The 14,973-nt window shown below is 67.2% G+C and carries 14 protein-coding genes; 12 read left to right on the top strand and 2 right to left on the bottom strand.

The features are described from left to right. The first annotated feature begins 124 nt into the window (after positions 1-124). From hypA to H6B15_RS13240, 10 genes are all read left to right on the top strand, one after another. Positions 125-469, top strand: coding sequence for a hydrogenase maturation nickel metallochaperone HypA (gene hypA, locus H6B15_RS13285; protein ID WP_204648490.1), 345 nt, complete (start codon positions 125-127; stop codon positions 467-469). Continuing rightward, a complete protein-coding gene (hypB, locus tag H6B15_RS13280) occupies positions 469-1,134 on the top strand; it encodes a hydrogenase nickel incorporation protein HypB (protein ID WP_204648489.1) in 666 nt (221 codons plus the stop codon). Before hypA ends, hypB begins: the two co-directional genes overlap by 1 nt. Then, on the top strand, positions 1,131-3,377 hold the full coding sequence (hypF, locus tag H6B15_RS13275; RefSeq protein WP_204648488.1) for a carbamoyltransferase HypF: 2,247 nt from the start codon (positions 1,131-1,133) through the stop codon (positions 3,375-3,377). The genes hypB and hypF overlap by 4 nt, the downstream gene beginning before the upstream one ends. A 25-nt stretch (positions 3,378-3,402) precedes the next feature. Beyond that, positions 3,403-3,627: a HypC/HybG/HupF family hydrogenase formation chaperone gene (locus H6B15_RS13270; protein ID WP_204648487.1), complete on the top strand. Its 225-nt coding sequence runs from the start codon at positions 3,403-3,405 to the stop codon at positions 3,625-3,627. Then, on the top strand, positions 3,617-4,726 hold the full coding sequence (gene hypD / locus H6B15_RS13265; protein ID WP_204648486.1) for a hydrogenase formation protein HypD: 1,110 nt from the start codon (positions 3,617-3,619) through the stop codon (positions 4,724-4,726). The genes H6B15_RS13270 and hypD overlap by 11 nt, the downstream gene beginning before the upstream one ends. Before the next feature lie 22 nt (positions 4,727-4,748). Continuing rightward, entirely contained in the window at positions 4,749-5,750 is a 1,002-nt protein-coding gene (hypE, locus tag H6B15_RS13260; protein WP_204648485.1) for a hydrogenase expression/formation protein HypE, read from the top strand. Positions 5,751-5,876: 126 nt separating this feature from the next. After that, positions 5,877-6,542, top strand: coding sequence for a response regulator transcription factor (locus tag H6B15_RS13255; protein WP_204648484.1), 666 nt, complete (start codon positions 5,877-5,879; stop codon positions 6,540-6,542). After that, a complete protein-coding gene (locus H6B15_RS13250) occupies positions 6,539-7,948 on the top strand; it encodes a sensor histidine kinase (protein WP_204648483.1) in 1,410 nt (469 codons plus the stop codon). The genes H6B15_RS13255 and H6B15_RS13250 overlap by 4 nt, the downstream gene beginning before the upstream one ends. Further along, complete coding sequence (locus H6B15_RS13245) at positions 7,945-8,649, top strand: hypothetical protein (protein WP_204648482.1); 705 nt, start codon at positions 7,945-7,947, stop codon at positions 8,647-8,649. The genes H6B15_RS13250 and H6B15_RS13245 overlap by 4 nt, the downstream gene beginning before the upstream one ends. A 61-nt stretch (positions 8,650-8,710) precedes the next feature. Beyond that, positions 8,711-9,997 (top strand): hypothetical protein, encoded by a 1,287-nt coding sequence (locus H6B15_RS13240; protein ID WP_204648481.1) that lies wholly within the window; start codon positions 8,711-8,713, stop codon positions 9,995-9,997. A 58-nt stretch (positions 9,998-10,055) separates the two neighbouring features. Here the strand turns inward: H6B15_RS13240 and H6B15_RS13235 are convergent, their stop codons facing one another. Continuing rightward, complete coding sequence (locus H6B15_RS13235) at positions 10,056-10,445, bottom strand: BlaI/MecI/CopY family transcriptional regulator (RefSeq protein WP_204648480.1); 390 nt, start codon at positions 10,443-10,445, stop codon at positions 10,056-10,058. Between the two features lie 14 nt (positions 10,446-10,459). Beyond that, on the bottom strand, positions 10,460-13,207 hold the full coding sequence (locus H6B15_RS13230; RefSeq protein WP_204648479.1) for a M56 family metallopeptidase: 2,748 nt from the start codon (positions 13,205-13,207) through the stop codon (positions 10,460-10,462). Positions 13,208-13,518: 311 nt separating this feature from the next. Between H6B15_RS13230 and H6B15_RS13225 the strand changes: the two genes are divergently transcribed. Beyond that, positions 13,519-14,169, top strand: a complete 651-nt coding sequence (locus H6B15_RS13225) for a YczE/YyaS/YitT family protein (RefSeq protein ID WP_243424425.1) — start codon at positions 13,519-13,521, stop codon at positions 14,167-14,169. Between the two features lie 136 nt (positions 14,170-14,305). Continuing rightward, complete coding sequence (locus H6B15_RS13220) at positions 14,306-14,782, top strand: DUF2798 domain-containing protein (RefSeq protein WP_204648478.1); 477 nt, start codon at positions 14,306-14,308, stop codon at positions 14,780-14,782. Positions 14,783-14,973: the final 191 nt, after the last annotated feature.

Below are 14,973 nucleotides of genomic sequence, written 5' to 3'. Positions count from 1 at the left end.
CCTATTTACAAGACCATTTCCCCGTATGGATTTCTGTGTCGGATGGTGTTACAATAAAGGAGCGCGGCGGATTCATCCGCCGTTTTGTCCTGCAAAATTCCTGCCGGAAGGGGGCATTTTCCCGATGCATGAGCTTGCCATCACCCAGAGCATTCTGGACATTGCTCTGCAGGCCGCCCGGGACCAGAAAGCAACGCACATCCGCGAAATTCGCCTGCGCATGGGGCCCTTTTCCGGCGTGGTGCCGGAATGCGTGCAGATGTACCTGGACGTGCTGGCCAAAGGCACCCTTGCCGAGGGGGCCAAGATCAAGGTGACCACGGTGCCCCTGAAGGTCCTGTGCCGGGACTGCGGGCGGGAAGGGGAAATTGACCGCGCCCACATTGCCTGCCCTTACTGCGGCAGTCTGCGTCTGAAGCGGCTTTCGGGCAAGGAATTCATGGTGGAAAGTCTGGAGGTTGACGAGTAATGGAAATCAAAGTGCTGCATCAGGTCATGGAATGGAACGAGGACGTGAGCGCCGAGGTGCGCCGCACCCTGAAAGACCACAAGGTCTGCCTGATCAACGTCATGGGCAGCCCGGGGGCGGGCAAGACCAGCCTGATCACCGCCCTCATTGCCCGGCTGCGGGAACAGTTTGCCATCGGGGTCATTGAGGGGGACATCACCGGCCAGATCGACGCCGAAAAGATTGCGGCGCTGCAGATTCCGGCGGTGCAGCTGAACACCGACGGCGCCTGCCACATCGAGGCCATGAGCATCCAGCACATCCTGCCGGACTTTGACCTGGACAGCGTGGACGTGCTGTTTGTGGAGAACATCGGCAACCTGGTCTGCCCGGCGGAGTTCGACATCGGGGAGAATTTCCGCATCACCGTGCTGAGCATCCCCGAAGGGGACGACAAGGTGGCCAAGTACCCCCTGATGTTCACCGACACTTCCTGCCTGGTGCTGAACAAGTGCGATATGCTCCCCTATTTTGACTTTGATGTGGACCGGGTGGCGGCGGACTACAAGGGCGTGAACCCCGAAGGCCCGCTGTTCCGGGTATCCAGCCGCACCGGCGACGGCTTGGACACCCTGGCCGCCCACATTGCGGACAAGGTGCGCGAAGCCCTGGCTCCCCAGGCATGACCCGGCTGCATTTTCTCATTGAAGGGATCGTGCAGGGGGTGGGGTTCCGCCCCTTTGTCCACCGGCAGGCCGCCCGCCTGGGTCTGAGCGGCTGGGCCCGCAACACCGCCGCCGGGCTGGAGCTGGAGCTGGAAGGCCCCAAAGCCGCCCTGGACGACTTTCAAAGCATCCTGCGCACCGCACCGCCGCCGTTGGCGGTGATCGAGAAGGTACAGGTGCAGCCGGTGCCCCCCACCGGGGAAAGAGGCTTTTCCATCCTGCCCAGCCGGGAAGGGGCGGCGGCCACCCTGGTATCCCCCGACCTGGCCCCCTGCCCCGCCTGTCTGGCGGAGATGAACGACCCCCAAGGCCGGCGGTACCGGTATCCCTTCATCAACTGTACCGACTGCGGGCCCCGGTTTTCCATCATCCGCCGCCTGCCCTACGACCGCCCCGCCACCACCATGGCCGGGTTTGCCATGTGTCCCGACTGTGAAGCCGAATACACCGACATCACCAGCCGCCGCTACCATGCCCAGCCCAACTGCTGCCCGGTGTGCGGGCCCCGGGCCATCTACCTGGACGCCGAGGGCCATCCCCTGCCCGGGGACCCCATCGCCCTGGCCCAGCAGGCCCTGGCCGCCGGGCAGATTGTGGCGGTGAAGGGCACCGGGGGCATCCACCTGGCCTGCCGGGCGGACGACCCCAACGCCGTGGCCCGGCTGCGCCGCCGCAAACACCGGCCGGAAAAGCCTCTGGCCCTCATGGCCCGGGACCTGGAGGCCGCCGGGCGGTTCTGCCGCCTTTCGGAGGCGGAGGCCGCCCTGCTCCAAAGCCCCCGGCGGCCCATCCTGCTCCTTTCCAAAAGGGACCCCGCCGGGCAGGGCTGGCTCAGCGCCACCACCCGGCTGGGGGTCATGCTGCCCTACACCCCGCTGCACATCCTGCTGCTGGACGGCCAGGCTGGCGGCCCCGACCTGGCGGTGATGACCAGCGCCAACCGCCCGTGCTGCCCGGTGCTCATCGACAACGAGGAAGCCCTGGCCGTGCTGCACGGGGTGGCGGACGGGTTTCTGTTGCACGACCGGCCCATCGCCAACCGGTGCGACGACTCCCTGGCCATGGTCTGGCGGGGCGCGCCGGTGTTTTTCCGCCACAGCCGGGGCTACGCCCCCCAGCCCCTGTTGCTGGACCGGGACGCCACCGGGGTGCTGGCCCTGGGGGCGGAGCAGAAAGGCTCCTTTGCCGCCGGGCGGGGCCGCCACGCCTTTGTGAGCCAGTACATCGGCGACCTGAAAAACGCCGAGACGCTGGACCACTACCGCACCGCCCTGCACTCCACCCTGGACCTGTTCGGACTTGTGCCCCAGGCCCTGGTGTGCGATTTACACCCCGACTACGCCTCCACCCGCCTGGCCGAAGAGCTGGCCCGGCAGCGGGGTCTGCCCCTGCGGCAGGTCCAGCACCACTGGGCCCACATGGCCGCCTGCATGGCGGACAACCGGCTGACCGGGCCGGTGTTCGGCCTGGTCTGGGACGGCACCGGCCTGGGGGAGGACGGGACCATCTGGGGCGGGGAATGTCTGATCGGAGATTTCCGTTCTTACCGCCGGGTGGGCTCGCTGCGCCCCGTGGCCCTGCCGGGGGGCGATGTGTGCGCCGTCCAGATCGGCCGCACCGCCCTGGCCCTGGCCACCGACGCGGGCTGTGCCGACCTGGCCCCGGACTTTCCCCGCCGGGAAGGGGTGGCCGCCCTGCTGAACAGCGGCTACCGCTGCCCCCGGTCCTCCGGCATGGGGCGGCTGTTTGACGGGGTGTATGCCCTGCTCACCGGCCGGATAAGTGCCGGGTACGACGGCCAGGCCCCGGCCCTGCTGGAAGCCCTGGCCGAGGGCGCCGCCCCCGCCGCCCTGTACACCCCCGCCTTTTACGAGGACGCCGGGGTGCGGTTTTTCGACACCCGGCCCCTGATCCGGGCGCTGTGCACCGGCAAAGCCGCAGGGACCGACCCCGCCGCCCTGGCCGCCGGGTTCCAGCAGGCGCTGTGCGCCATGGCCCTGGACCAGTGCCGGGCGCTGAACCCGGATAAGCTGCCGGTGGTGCTTTCGGGCGGGGTGTTTCTGAACCGGGCCCTGCTGGACGGGGTCACCGCCCGGCTGGAAGGGGCGGGTTACCGGGTATACACCCACAAGCGGGTCTCCCCCTCCGACGAAGGGCTGGCCCTGGGCCAGCTGGCCATCGGCGCCGCGGGCCTTGACAGTTGATTTTGTATAACGGGAGGGTTGCTGCATGTGTCTTGCAGTTCCTTTGAAGATTGTTTCGCTGGAAGGCGACGGCAAACACGCCGTGGGGGAAGCCGCCGGGCTGACCCAGAATCTGCGGGTGGATTTTCTGCCCGGCATCGCCGTGGGGGACTATGTGATGGTCCACGCGGGCTTTGCCATCGAAAAGCTCACCCCCGAGCAGGCCGCCGAGAACCTGGCCTGCATTGAGGAGGCCATCCATGCCCTGTGATGCCTGGCTGAACGCCTTCCGCAACCCCGAGGGGGCGGCCCGGCTGGTGGCGGACATCCGCCGCCGCACCGAAAACCGCGCCCCCGTGCGGATCATGGAGATCTGCGGCACCCACACCATGGCCATTGCCAAGGCGGGGCTGCGCAGCCTGCTGGCCCCGGGGGTGGAGCTCATCTCCGGCCCGGGGTGCCCGGTGTGCGTGACCCCCGCCGGGGAGCTGGACGCCGCGCTGGAACTGTCCGCCCGGCCGGGTGTGATCATTGCCACCTACGGCGACCTGCTGCGGGTGCCGGGCAGCATGCGGGGGGATACCCTTTTGCGCCGCCGGGCCGCCGGGGCGGATGTGCGCACCGTCTATTCCGCCGACGACGGGGTAGAATTGGCCCGGAATACCCCGGACCGGCAGGTGGTGTTCCTGGGGGTGGGGTTTGAGACCACCGCCCCCGGCACCGCCGCCTGCGTGCTGGACGCCGCCGAAACCGGGGTGAAAAACTTTTCGGTGTACTGCCTGCTCAAGCGCACCGAACCGGCTTTGCGGTCGCTGCTGGACGACCCCGACTGCGGGGTGGATGCCCTGCTCTGCCCCGGGCATGTGGCAGTGGTCACCGGGGCGGATGCTTTCGGATTTCTGCCCCGGGACTACGGCCTGCCCGCCGTGGTCAGCGGCTTTGACGCCGGGGACGTGCTGTACGCCGTCTGGCGGCTGGTCTGCATGGTCTGCGACGGCACCCCCGATTTGGAAAACGAGTATTCCCGCCTGGTTTCGCCGGGCGGCAACGCCGCCGCCCGGGCCGCCGTGGACAAGGTCTTTCAGCCAGCCGACAGCCTGTGGCGGGGCCTGGGGGAAATTCCCCAAAGCGGCCTGGCCCTGCGGCCGGAATACGCCCCCTGGGACGCCGCCGCCCGGTTCGGCCTTGTGCGCCGGGCGGGCACCGAGCCCCCGGGCTGCCGGTGCGGGCAGGTCATCCGGGGGATGCTGCACCCCGAGCAATGTCCTCTTTTCGGCAAGGTCTGCCGTCCGGAAGACCCGGTGGGGCCGTGCATGGTCTCTAGCGAGGGCGCCTGTGCCGCCGCCTGGAAGTACCGTCCCGCCGACTGAACCCTGTTAGGAGATGAAACCGATGGAACCGATCATTACCATGGATTACGGCAGCGGCGGCCTGCGCACCGCCCAGCTTATTGATGAAATTCTGCTGCCCGCCTTCGGCAACGCCGCCCTCAACGACCTGGGGGACGGGGCGGTTCTGCCCGACCTGGGCGGCAAGCCGGTGTTTTCCACCGACAGCTTTGTGGTCACCCCCTGGAAGTTCCCGGGCGGGGACATCGGCAAGCTGGCGGTGTGCGGCACCGTCAACGACCTGTGCATGGCCGGGGGCAAGCCGCTGTACCTGAGCCTTTCCCTGATTCTGGAGGAAGGTCTGCCCCTGGCGGACCTGCGCACCGTGGTGGATTCCATCGCCCGCACCGCCAAAGAAGCGGGGGTGCAGATCGTCACCGGGGACACCAAGGTGGTGGAGCGGGGCAGCGCCGACGGGCTGTACATCAACACCGCGGGCATCGGGGTGCTGCGGGCCCCGGGGCTGGGCCGCGGGGCCCTGCGTCCCGGGGACGCGGTGCTCATCAGCGGCAGCGTGGGCTGCCACGGCGCCGCCGTCATGATGGCCCGGGGGGACCTGCCCATGGCAGGCGACCTGCGCAGCGACTGCCGCCCTTTGCACGAGCTGAGCGCCGCCGCCCTGGGGGCCGGAGAGGTCCACATTCTGCGGGACCCCACCCGGGGCGGTGTGGCCACCACCCTGAACGAATTTGTGGAGGGCAGCGGGCTGTGCATCGACCTGGAGGAGGAGGCCATCCCGGTGGACGCCCCGGTGGCGGCCGCCTGCGACCTGCTGGGTCTGGACCCGCTGTACGCCGCCTGTGAAGGGCGGATGCTGGCGGTGGTGAACCCTGCCGACGCCGACGCCGTGCTGGCGGCCCTGCGGACCTTGCCCGGGGGCGAGGGTGCCTGCCGTATCGGCACGGTGGGCGACAGCCGCCCCGGCAAGGTGGTGCTGCACACTCCGTTGGGCGGCAGCCGGATTCTGGGCAAGCTCACCGGCGCCCAGCTGCCCCGCATCTGCTGAACCCTATGCCAAAGAGGAAACCGACCCGCCCGGGTCTGTTCCCTCTTTTTTGCTATCTGGCCGAAAGAATCCCGCAACATCGCCGACCTATACTGAATCCAAATGCCCCGACAAGGAGGAATGCCCATGTACCCGGTGCTTGTGGTGGACGACGAAGCCCCCATCGCGGAACTCATCTCCATTACCCTGTCCCAGATCGGTCTGCCCTGCGTGCAGGCCCACAGCGGCAGCCAGGCCGCCGACCTCATCGAGAGCCAGCGCTTTGACCTGATCCTGCTGGACGTGATGCTGCCCGACGTGGACGGCTTCGAGCTCATGGACTACATCCGTCCCACCGGCACCCCGGTGATCTTTCTCACCGCCCGCACCGCCGTGGATGACCGGGTGCGGGGACTGCGGCTGGGGGCCTACGACTACATCGTCAAGCCCTTTGCCGCCCCCGAACTGCTGGCCCGGGTGGAAGGGGTGCTGCGCCACGCCGGCCGGCGGGACACAAGGCTGCGCGCCTGGGATGTGGTGGTGGACCCGGAAGCCCGCACCGCCGCCAAAAACGGGGTGCCGGTGCCCCTGACACCCCATGAATTCGACCTGCTGCTGGCCTTGCTCCACAACCGGGGCATCACCCTCTACCGCAGCGCCCTGCTGGAACTGGTGTGGGGCATGGACGCCGACCCGTCCAACCGCACCCTGGACATCCACATGTCCCGCCTGCGGCGCAAGCTGGGGTGGGAAAACCACATCCGCACGGTGCCCCGCATCGGCTACATGCTGGAGGAGGAGAAAACGCCATGACCTTTTCCCGCAAACTGACCCTGGGCATTCTGCTGCTGCTCTGCCTGACCCTGTCCATCGGCGGGGCCTGGACCATCGACCAGAACCTACAGGCCGCCCTTCTGCGGTCCCAGACCCAGAACACCGCCTTTCACCAGCGGGAGCGCAGCGCCCTGGAACAGGCCCTGCGGGCCGACGGCGCCCACAGCACCGTCACCGCCGCCCGGACGATCCGGAGCTACGCCGGGGAGCTGCAAAGCTCGGTGGGGGCCCAGTCCTTCTGTTTTTCGGTGATGGATGAGCAGGGCACCACCCTGTATTCCAGCCTGCCCCGCGCCGTGCGCTACGAAACCCTGCGCCAGGCCATTGCCGGCGGGGCCCAGTCGGTGACTTTCTGCTATCCCGGCACCAGCCGGTACATGGTGCTGGCCTCCCCCCTGCAGGGCACCATGGACGGGCTTTGGCTGGTCAGCGTCTACGACATCACCTCGGTGTATGCCGAGCGGGACCGGGAACTGCGGCAATATCTTTTGCTGGAATTCACCGCCCTGGTGCTGGCGGGCACCGCCGCCGCCTGGTTTTCCCACCGGATGACCCGCCCTTTGCGGGCGCTGCAATCCGCCGCCCGCTCCATGGCCGACGGCGCCTACGACCGGCGGGTGCCCGCCTGCGGCCAGGCGGAATTTGACGCCCTGGGGCAGGATTTCAACGCCATGGCCGCCGCGGTGGAAAGCCGCATGGACGCCCTGCGGGATGAATCCGCCCGGCAGAGCCGGTTTGTGGCGGCCTTCACCCATGAACTCAAGACCCCCATGACCTCCATCCTGGGCTACGCCGACCTGCTGCGCATGGGGGAACAGCCCCCCGAACGCCGCCGCCAGGCCGCCGACTACATTTACCACGAGTCCAAACGGCTGGAAGCCCTGAGCCGCCAGATGCTCCAGCTGCTGGGATTGCAGCAGGGGGGCATCGCCCTGGCGCCGGTGGCGGTGCGGCTGGTCTTCGGGGACGTGCGCCGCAGTCTGCCGGAAGATTTTCCCGCCAACCTTTGCACCGACTGTGACCCCGACGCGGTGGTGCTGGCCGACCGGATTCTGCTGGGGGACCTGGTGCGCAATCTTGTGCTGAACGCCGCCAACGCCAACCCCGGGGACGGGGCGGTGCACCTGGGCTGTCACCGGCAGGGGGACGGCTGGGAACTCACCGTCACCGACACCGGCTGCGGCATGGCGGCCCGGGAGCTTTCCCGCATCACCGAGCCTTTTTACATGGTGGACAAGAGCCGGGCCCGCCGGGCCGGGGGCAGCGGTCTGGGGCTGAGCCTATGTGCCGAGATCGCCCGGGCCCACGGCAGCGCCCTTGTCTTTGAGAGCGAACCGGGCAAGGGCACCACCGTGCGCCTGCCACTGAAGGAGGGACGGGAATGAAAAAAGGCATTCTGCCCACGGCGGCGGCCCTGCTGGTCTGCGCCGCGCTGCTGGGAGTTCCGGCCCTGTGGGCCCGCCTGGCCGACGCCCGCCGCCTGAACACCGTCCAGACCCGCCCCACCCTGACCGGCGCCCTGGACGAGGCCGCCCGGGCCATTCCGGTGCTGTATGAGCTCCACGCCAGCGCCAGCGAATCCCTTACCGCCGACGAACGTCCCGAACAGCCGGACCAGGACCCCGCCGTCCTGTGCACCGACGCCGCCGGGGTTGTGACCGCCCTGGCCGACGCCGGGGTGATTGATGCCGGGGAACAGCAGTCCCTGGACACCCTGCTGGCCCAGCCCCCGGCCACCGCCGCCTGCCGGGATACCGGGGACTGCCGCCGCACCGAACTGTGGTGGTACCCGCCCCAGGGGGACGCCAACGGCATCAGCCTGTATTATTCCCGCCAGAACTCCACCGGGGCCCTCACCGACCTGACCCTGCCCGTCTCGGGCAGCGCCGATCTGGAGTCCCGGCTGCGGGCCTGGATGACCCTGCTGGGGCTGGACGCCCTGGACGACTGGACGCCCCTGGACATCCGCTTTGCCGCCGACAGCACCCTGGCCCTGTACTCGGCCAAGGGGCAGGCCACCGTCTACGGCCAGCTGTCGGGGAACTACCTGACCCTGATGCTCATGAAGGACAAGGCCAATTTCTGAAAGAACTTTGCCACATGGCCGTGTCAGACTGAAAGCAGATCAACACAAGGAGGGTTCCCCTATGAAAAAGCATCCCCTGTTCTGTCTGGCCCTGGCCGCCGCCCTGCTGGCGGGCTGCACGGCGGCCCCGCCCTTTGCAGGCACCGCCGACACCGCCTCTTCCGGCCGCGGGGAGGCCGCAACCGCCCCCGTTCAGACGGAGTCCGCCCCCGTGGGGCTGCACACCCTCAGCGCCGGGGACGAGGACGGGTTTTACGCCGTGGGCACCACGGCGGACACCCGCCTTTCCATGGTGAGCTATGTGGACTACGCCACCCTGACCGCCGGTCCCCTGTGCGCCGACCCGGCCTGCACCCACGATTCCGACAGCTGCACCGCCTGCCTGCCCTACGGCCGGATGATCTACGGGGTGCGGATTCTGGACAGGGACCACATCCTGATGATGGCCGGGGGGGAGGAGGCCTGGCCGGTGCTGTATACCGCCGCCCGGGACGGGTCCGATCGCCAGGCGCTGTACGAGGGCAGCAGCCAGGCGTATCTGAGCATCGGGAACACCATGCTCATGGCCGACGACCAGTACATCTACTTCTGCGTCACCGAGGAAAATCCCCAGGACACCGCCCTTTCCGGCGGGCTGTACCGGGTGCCGGTGACCGGCGGCGAAGCCCAGCGGCTGTTCACCACCACCAACCACACCATGGTGGGGGTGGTGGACGGGCAGATCCTCTGCGTGGTCTATGACCTGACCGACGGTTCCGGCGCGGGCACCCGGTATCTGCGGCTGTACGCCACCGACGGCAGCTTCACCGACCTGATGACCTGGACCGACGCCGACCCGGCCCGCAGCTTCGGGGTGGACGGGGACCGGATTCTGTGGATGGACGAGAACGGCGGCGCCGGCTGGCTGAAACCCGACGGCAGTTCCGGCCAGGTGGCGGTCAGCTGGCCCTTTACGGTGGGCACCGCCCAGGACCAGTACCTGATCAACCTGGACAGCCGGATGCCGGTGCTGGACGGCAAGCTGCTGGTCAAAGCCACCAGCGTTTCCACCGACATTGTGGTGAACCGCTACGCCCTGGACCCGGACACCGGCGCCCTGACCCCTTTGTCCCTCTCCTATATGGCGGGAGAGGTGGAGCAGCCCATCGAACTGGCTGCCGTGACCGGGGACCAGGTGCTGTGCACCTTTGCCATGAACTGGGAGCCCGCCGGGTACGTGACCCCCGAGGGGGTGAACGTGGAGGCGGACCGGGCCGCGTCCCGCATCGGGCTGCTGTCCTTGTCGGATTTCTGGGCCGACGCCCCCAACTACCGGGAAATCACCTGTTCTATGCCCCTGACCCTGTAAAACACCGCCGCCCCCGCCGTGAGAAGGTCACGGCGGGGGCGGTTTTTGTGTGGATTTACTAGGCGTGATGCCGTTTTTTCAGCTGGGCCAGATAGTCGGCCAGCTCGTCGATGTCGGCGTCGGTAAGGTTGTGGGTCTCGGCCATGGCCGCCACCAGGTTGCGGGCGCTGCCCGCGAACATCCGGCCCAGGGCGCTGCGGCTTTCCACCGGCAGGTATTCCCGCCGGGTGAGCACCGCCGTGTACCGGTAGCCCCGGCCTTCCCGCTGACGGGCCACATAGCCCTTGTCCTCCAGGCGGGAAAGCAGGGTCAGCAGGGTGGTGCCCGCCCAGCCGTTGTCGGCCAGCGCCTGTTCCAGCTGGGCCCGGGTCAGGGGTTCTTCCGCCTGCCACAGGGCCTTCATCACTTCCAGTTCCGCGTCGGGCAGACGCTTGGGTTGCTGTTTCATGGCAAAGCTCCTTTTCACTGGTATCCGTGGCAGATCATCCGCTGTTGGCCGTTGGCCTCCTTCCAGGTGTCGCTCTGCCATTGTCCGCAATCGGTGCAGACATATTGGTACACGGTATATTGCGGGTAGAGATAATCCTCCCCGTAGGCCTGGTGGATGCAGGGCTGTTTTTCCAACCCGCCTTCCGCCGTGTCCACCGCCCGCTGTTCCAGCTCTCCGCCGCACAAAGGACAGTTCATGGGCACGTTCAGCATCTCCTCGGTGCTGTCCAGCCGCCAGCAGCTGCCGTCCCGGCGCAGATGCAGGTCCATACAGCTGCCCAGCCCGTCCTGCCATAACCGCAGGCGCAGGGTGTCGCCGTTTCCGTTGCCGTTTCCATTGCCGTTGCCATTTCCGGCTCCGTTGCCGCTGCCGTAGCTCTTTTCGCCCCGGTACCCGAATCCGCCGTTCAGCCACCAGCCGTCGCCGTTGGGGTCGGCGGCCCGCTCACACCGGATATACAGCTGGCCGTCCAGTTCGGTGACCATGGGCACCGGTCCCTGCTGCCAGTTGGGGAAAAGTTCCGCCAGGGCGGCGTCGGTCATGGTGCTCTCGATACCCGCCTGTACGCTTTGGGCGGTCAGGCCGTCGGCGGCTTTGGCATACACCCCCTCCAGGGTGTTGGGGGTACCGGGTTGGGCCGGTACCCAGCCGTCGCCCTCGGGCTGCCAGGCCAGCAGCACCGGGTCCCCGGTGGTGCACCGGTTCAGGTACAGGCAATCCTGCAGCCGGGAATACACTTCCTCGGCCAGGGCGTCTTCCTCCTGGGGCAGGGGTGTTTCCTGGGTGAGCCAGGCGGGGGCCTGCTGGCCGCCCTCCTGGGTGTAGGACGCCCGCACCCGCCAGGTCTCGCCGTAATCGCTGCTCACCAGCCAGAATTCCTGGCCGCCGCTGTAATTGCCTTTGGCGGCATAGGCGTGCACCGCCACACTACCCCGGGCGGGCTGCAAGGGATCGCTGCCCGCCCAGCAGGTGTGCAGGCCGGGAATCTCCACAAAGGGCAGGAGTTCTTCCATCCCGGACAGGTCCAGCGCCTGCCAGGTGGTGCCGCCGTCGATGGTCCGCCACAGGTTCAGCGCGTCGTAATCGGTGTGGGGGGACCAGAACCCCACATTTTCGTTCAGCCAGAAGAAGGTCTGGGTGTGCCACCCGCCCAGGTCGGTGTCCGCCGGGCAGGTCTGCTCGCTCATCAGCTGCCAGTCTCCCCCGTTCTGCCGCAGGATACACAGGTTGTTTTGGCTCATGGACCCGGGGTTGGGTTCGCTTTCCCGGCAAATCACCAGTAAGGCGGTGTCCGGGGTCAGCCGCTCATAGCTGGCCACCCGGAAGGGCCCGTCCCCCAGCAGCGGGGTCAGGTCCAGGGCGCTCTGGGTGTAGGTTTCGCCCTTGTCCTCGCTGTGCCAGAAGTCCACACCCCCTTCCCCGTCCGCCATGGCCAGGTCCACCCGATCTTCCAGCTGGGTGCCGTTGTACAGGCGTTGGGGGACGGATTCCAGTTCTTCCGGCACCGGGGCCGTCAGTCTGGCGGTGAGGGTGGAAAGCATGGCCGGGTCCCGCTCGGCCTGACCGCTGCGGTCGGGCACCGCCGCGGCAGGTTCTGCCGCGGGTCGGGTGGCGGGCGCGGCGGAGGAGGTCTCCGCCGTGGCCGGGGCAGGGATTTCGGCGGGGGTACAGGCGATGAGCCCGGCGCACAACGCGGCGCACAGCCCCACCGACACCAGCGCCAGCCCGCCCCGGCGCCGGGGCCCGGCGTCCCACAGCCGGGCAAACCGGAATTTCAGGTCTTTTTTGCCCGGGGCAAACCCGGTGGTAAAGGCCGGGGCCCGGCCCATGCGGGCGGCGGCCAGCAGGGCTTCGCCGTAAGCGCCCCGCCAGGGAGCGTCATGCCCCGCCACCACCTGGGCATCGCAGGCGGCTTCCAGATCCCGGGCGGCCCGGCGGCAGAGCAAAATCACCGCCGGGTTGTACCAGTGCAGGGCCCGGGCCAACAGCAGCAGCCCTTTCAACGCCAGGTCCCGGCGCTGCAGGTGGGTGCGCTCGTGGAGAAGCATCATCCGGGCGGCCACCGGCCCCGGGTCGGCCAGGGGCACCAGCACCACCGGGCGCAGCAGTCCCGCCGCCACCGGCACCCCCACGGCGGGGGTCTGCCGCAGCGTTACCGGCCGTCCCAGGGGCACCCGGTCGCAGGCGTGGGTCCAGGCTTCGGCCCAGGACCCCGCCGCCGGGCGGGCATGGCCCAGGGCTTTGTGCCGCCACACCAGGTAGGCCAGCCCCTGCCAGGCCAGGAACGCCGCCCCGCCGCCCAGCCACACCCCGGCCAGCAGGGTCAGGGGATCGGGCAGGGTCAGGGTGGCCGCGGCCGGCTCCGGCTGCGACGTCTGGGATTGGGCCGGTTGGGCCGTTCCTGCCGCCGCGGCCGGGGCTTGGGCGGCGGGCTGTGTTTCGCGGTTCAACGGCTCCGGCTGCACCGGCGCTGCCAGGGGCTGCTGCCAGGCCACGGGAGTTTTGAGCTGCACCGGGGCCTTTTGCCGCCAGGCGGGCAGACTGCCCAGGGGCAGCACCAGCAATACCGCCAGCACCGCCCACACCCGGCAGAACCACTGGGGGGCGTACCGCCGCCCCAGCCGGGGCGCGGCGGCCAGCAGTGCCAGCGCCCCCAGGCCCAGCACACAGCCTTGGACCAAGGTATTCAGGAACCATTGCGACAGTGTTGCGTCCGCCATGGGAACGCCCCCTTTCGGTGTTTGTTCTACAATAGTAGAAGGTCTTTGTGTCTTTATTCTACAGTTGTAGAATATTCTTCGTCAATGCGCCGTTTGCCCAATGTTTCAAGCTCCAGTTTGGGCAGGATGCCAATTTTTCCCTTGACAAGGGGGAAAAGCCGGGTATGCAATGAGATAGCAGCATTCTTAGATTGACAATTTTATGTTCGGTGCGTGCAAGTCAGGGAAAAATGCGTTCCGCGCGTTTTTCCCTGCTTGTTTTTTTGCGCCATTTTTTTGGTTGTGCTGCTTGCGAAACAGAAAGGAGAAGGATGCAGATGAAGGAAAAGGCAAAACGGTATCTGGTGTTTCTGGTGGGGTTGTTCATCAGCTCGTTGGGGGTCAGCCTGATCACCAAGGCGGATCTGGGCACCTCGCCCATCTCGGCCATTCCCTATGTGCTCAGCCTGCATTTTCCCCTGACGCTGGGCCAGTTCACCGTGGCGTTCAGCCTGTTCCTGATTCTTTTGCAGCTGCTCATGCTGCGCCGCCGGTTCAAGGCGGAACACCTGCTGCAGATTCCCATCTCGGTGGCCTTCATCGACCCGACCATGGTGCTGCTGGACTTTCTGGAGCCCCAGGCCTACCCGGCCAAGGTGGTTTCCCTGCTCATCGGCTGCGTGGTGCTGGCCTTCGGGGTGTTTCTGGAAGTGCTGGGCGACGTGGCCATGCTGCCCGGGGAATCCTTTGTGCGGGCGGTGGTCAGCATCTGGAAGACGGATTTCGGCACCACCAAGATCTGCTTTGACGTGTCCATGACGGTCATTGCGGTGGTGGCGTCCTTTGTGCTGGCGGGTCTGCTCACCGGCGTGCGGGAAGGCACCCTGATTGCGGCCCTGCTGGTGGGGTTCATTGCCCGGCTGTTTGCTTTGCGGCTGGCCTTTCTGGAGCCCCTGCTGTTCGGGGATGCGGCCGATGCCTGATTGACACCGGCACCCAAAAATGCTAAAATAATAGAATTAATGACTGGTAGTCGTAGTGAAGAAAAGTAGCGAGTGATGAAAGGTTGCCCGCTGCTTTTCTTTTTTTATGCCAAAAAAAGGAGATAAGGAGACAACAATGCCCCAGACCAGACTGCAGAACATCATTTACACCATCATTATGGCCATCATCATGGTATACGGCATGATCGTATACAACGTGGCCCTGAGCACCGGCGGCGTGACCAACGCCACCTTCGGCATGGCGCTGCATGAATTGCCCATCATGGCCCCCATCGCCATGATTCTGGAATACTTCATTGTGGAAAAGCTGGCCACCAAGCTGGCCTTCACGGTGGTGCGCCCCACCGACCGGCCCCAGGTCATCACCTACGCCATTTCCACCATGATCGTCTGCATCATGTGCCCCACCATGAGCCTGATCGCCACCCTGCTGTTCAAGACCCCCAGCTTCGGCACCTGGGTGCAGACCTGGGGTATGAACATGCCCATGGCCCTGATCTGGCAGCTGCTGTTTGCCGGTCCCCTGACCCGGCTGATCTTCCGGACCATCTTCCGCAAGCAGCTGGCCGAATCCGCCGCCGAAAAACACTGATGGATCCTGCCAGAAAGGCCCCGTACCGCCACGGTACGGGGCCTTTTGTCATCTGGGCGTATCTTTTTACCGGCGGCGGAACCGCAGCCGGTGGACCAGGCCTGCCGCCAGGGCGGCCGCGCCCAGCAGCCACAGCCAGCAGGGCGCAAAGGCGGCGTCACCGGTCTGGGGCAGGGCGGGCGCCGCGGTGG

The sequence above is a fragment of the Gemmiger formicilis genome, assembly GCF_016900095.1.
Lineage (GTDB): Bacteria > Bacillota > Clostridia > Oscillospirales > Ruminococcaceae > Gemmiger > Gemmiger formicilis_A.
Note: the sequence above shows the minus strand (reverse complement) of the source record. Positions and strands in the feature narration are given on the sequence as shown.

What these genes read in the sequence shown, in the direction of transcription:
- H6B15_RS13250 (WP_204648483.1), top strand. Translation starts at nt 6,539, where the DNA reads ATGACCTTTTCCCGCAAACTGACCCTGGGCATTCTGCTGCTGCTCTGC.
- H6B15_RS13235 (WP_204648480.1), bottom strand. Translation starts at nt 10,445, where the DNA reads ATGAAACAGCAACCCAAGCGTCTGCCCGACGCGGAACTGGAAGTGATG.
- H6B15_RS13225 (WP_243424425.1), top strand. Translation starts at nt 13,519, where the DNA reads ATGCAGATGAAGGAAAAGGCAAAACGGTATCTGGTGTTTCTGGTGGGG.
- hypE (WP_204648485.1), top strand. Translation starts at nt 4,749, where the DNA reads ATGGAACCGATCATTACCATGGATTACGGCAGCGGCGGCCTGCGCACC.
- hypD (WP_204648486.1), top strand. Translation starts at nt 3,617, where the DNA reads ATGCCCTGTGATGCCTGGCTGAACGCCTTCCGCAACCCCGAGGGGGCG.
- H6B15_RS13245 (WP_204648482.1), top strand. Translation starts at nt 7,945, where the DNA reads ATGAAAAAAGGCATTCTGCCCACGGCGGCGGCCCTGCTGGTCTGCGCC.
- hypF (WP_204648488.1), top strand. Translation starts at nt 1,131, where the DNA reads ATGACCCGGCTGCATTTTCTCATTGAAGGGATCGTGCAGGGGGTGGGG.
- H6B15_RS13230 (WP_204648479.1), bottom strand. Translation starts at nt 13,207, where the DNA reads ATGGCGGACGCAACACTGTCGCAATGGTTCCTGAATACCTTGGTCCAA.
- H6B15_RS13220 (WP_204648478.1), top strand. Translation starts at nt 14,306, where the DNA reads ATGCCCCAGACCAGACTGCAGAACATCATTTACACCATCATTATGGCC.
- hypA (WP_204648490.1), top strand. Translation starts at nt 125, where the DNA reads ATGCATGAGCTTGCCATCACCCAGAGCATTCTGGACATTGCTCTGCAG.
- hypB (WP_204648489.1), top strand. Translation starts at nt 469, where the DNA reads ATGGAAATCAAAGTGCTGCATCAGGTCATGGAATGGAACGAGGACGTG.
- H6B15_RS13255 (WP_204648484.1), top strand. Translation starts at nt 5,877, where the DNA reads ATGTACCCGGTGCTTGTGGTGGACGACGAAGCCCCCATCGCGGAACTC.
- H6B15_RS13270 (WP_204648487.1), top strand. Translation starts at nt 3,403, where the DNA reads ATGTGTCTTGCAGTTCCTTTGAAGATTGTTTCGCTGGAAGGCGACGGC.
- H6B15_RS13240 (WP_204648481.1), top strand. Translation starts at nt 8,711, where the DNA reads ATGAAAAAGCATCCCCTGTTCTGTCTGGCCCTGGCCGCCGCCCTGCTG.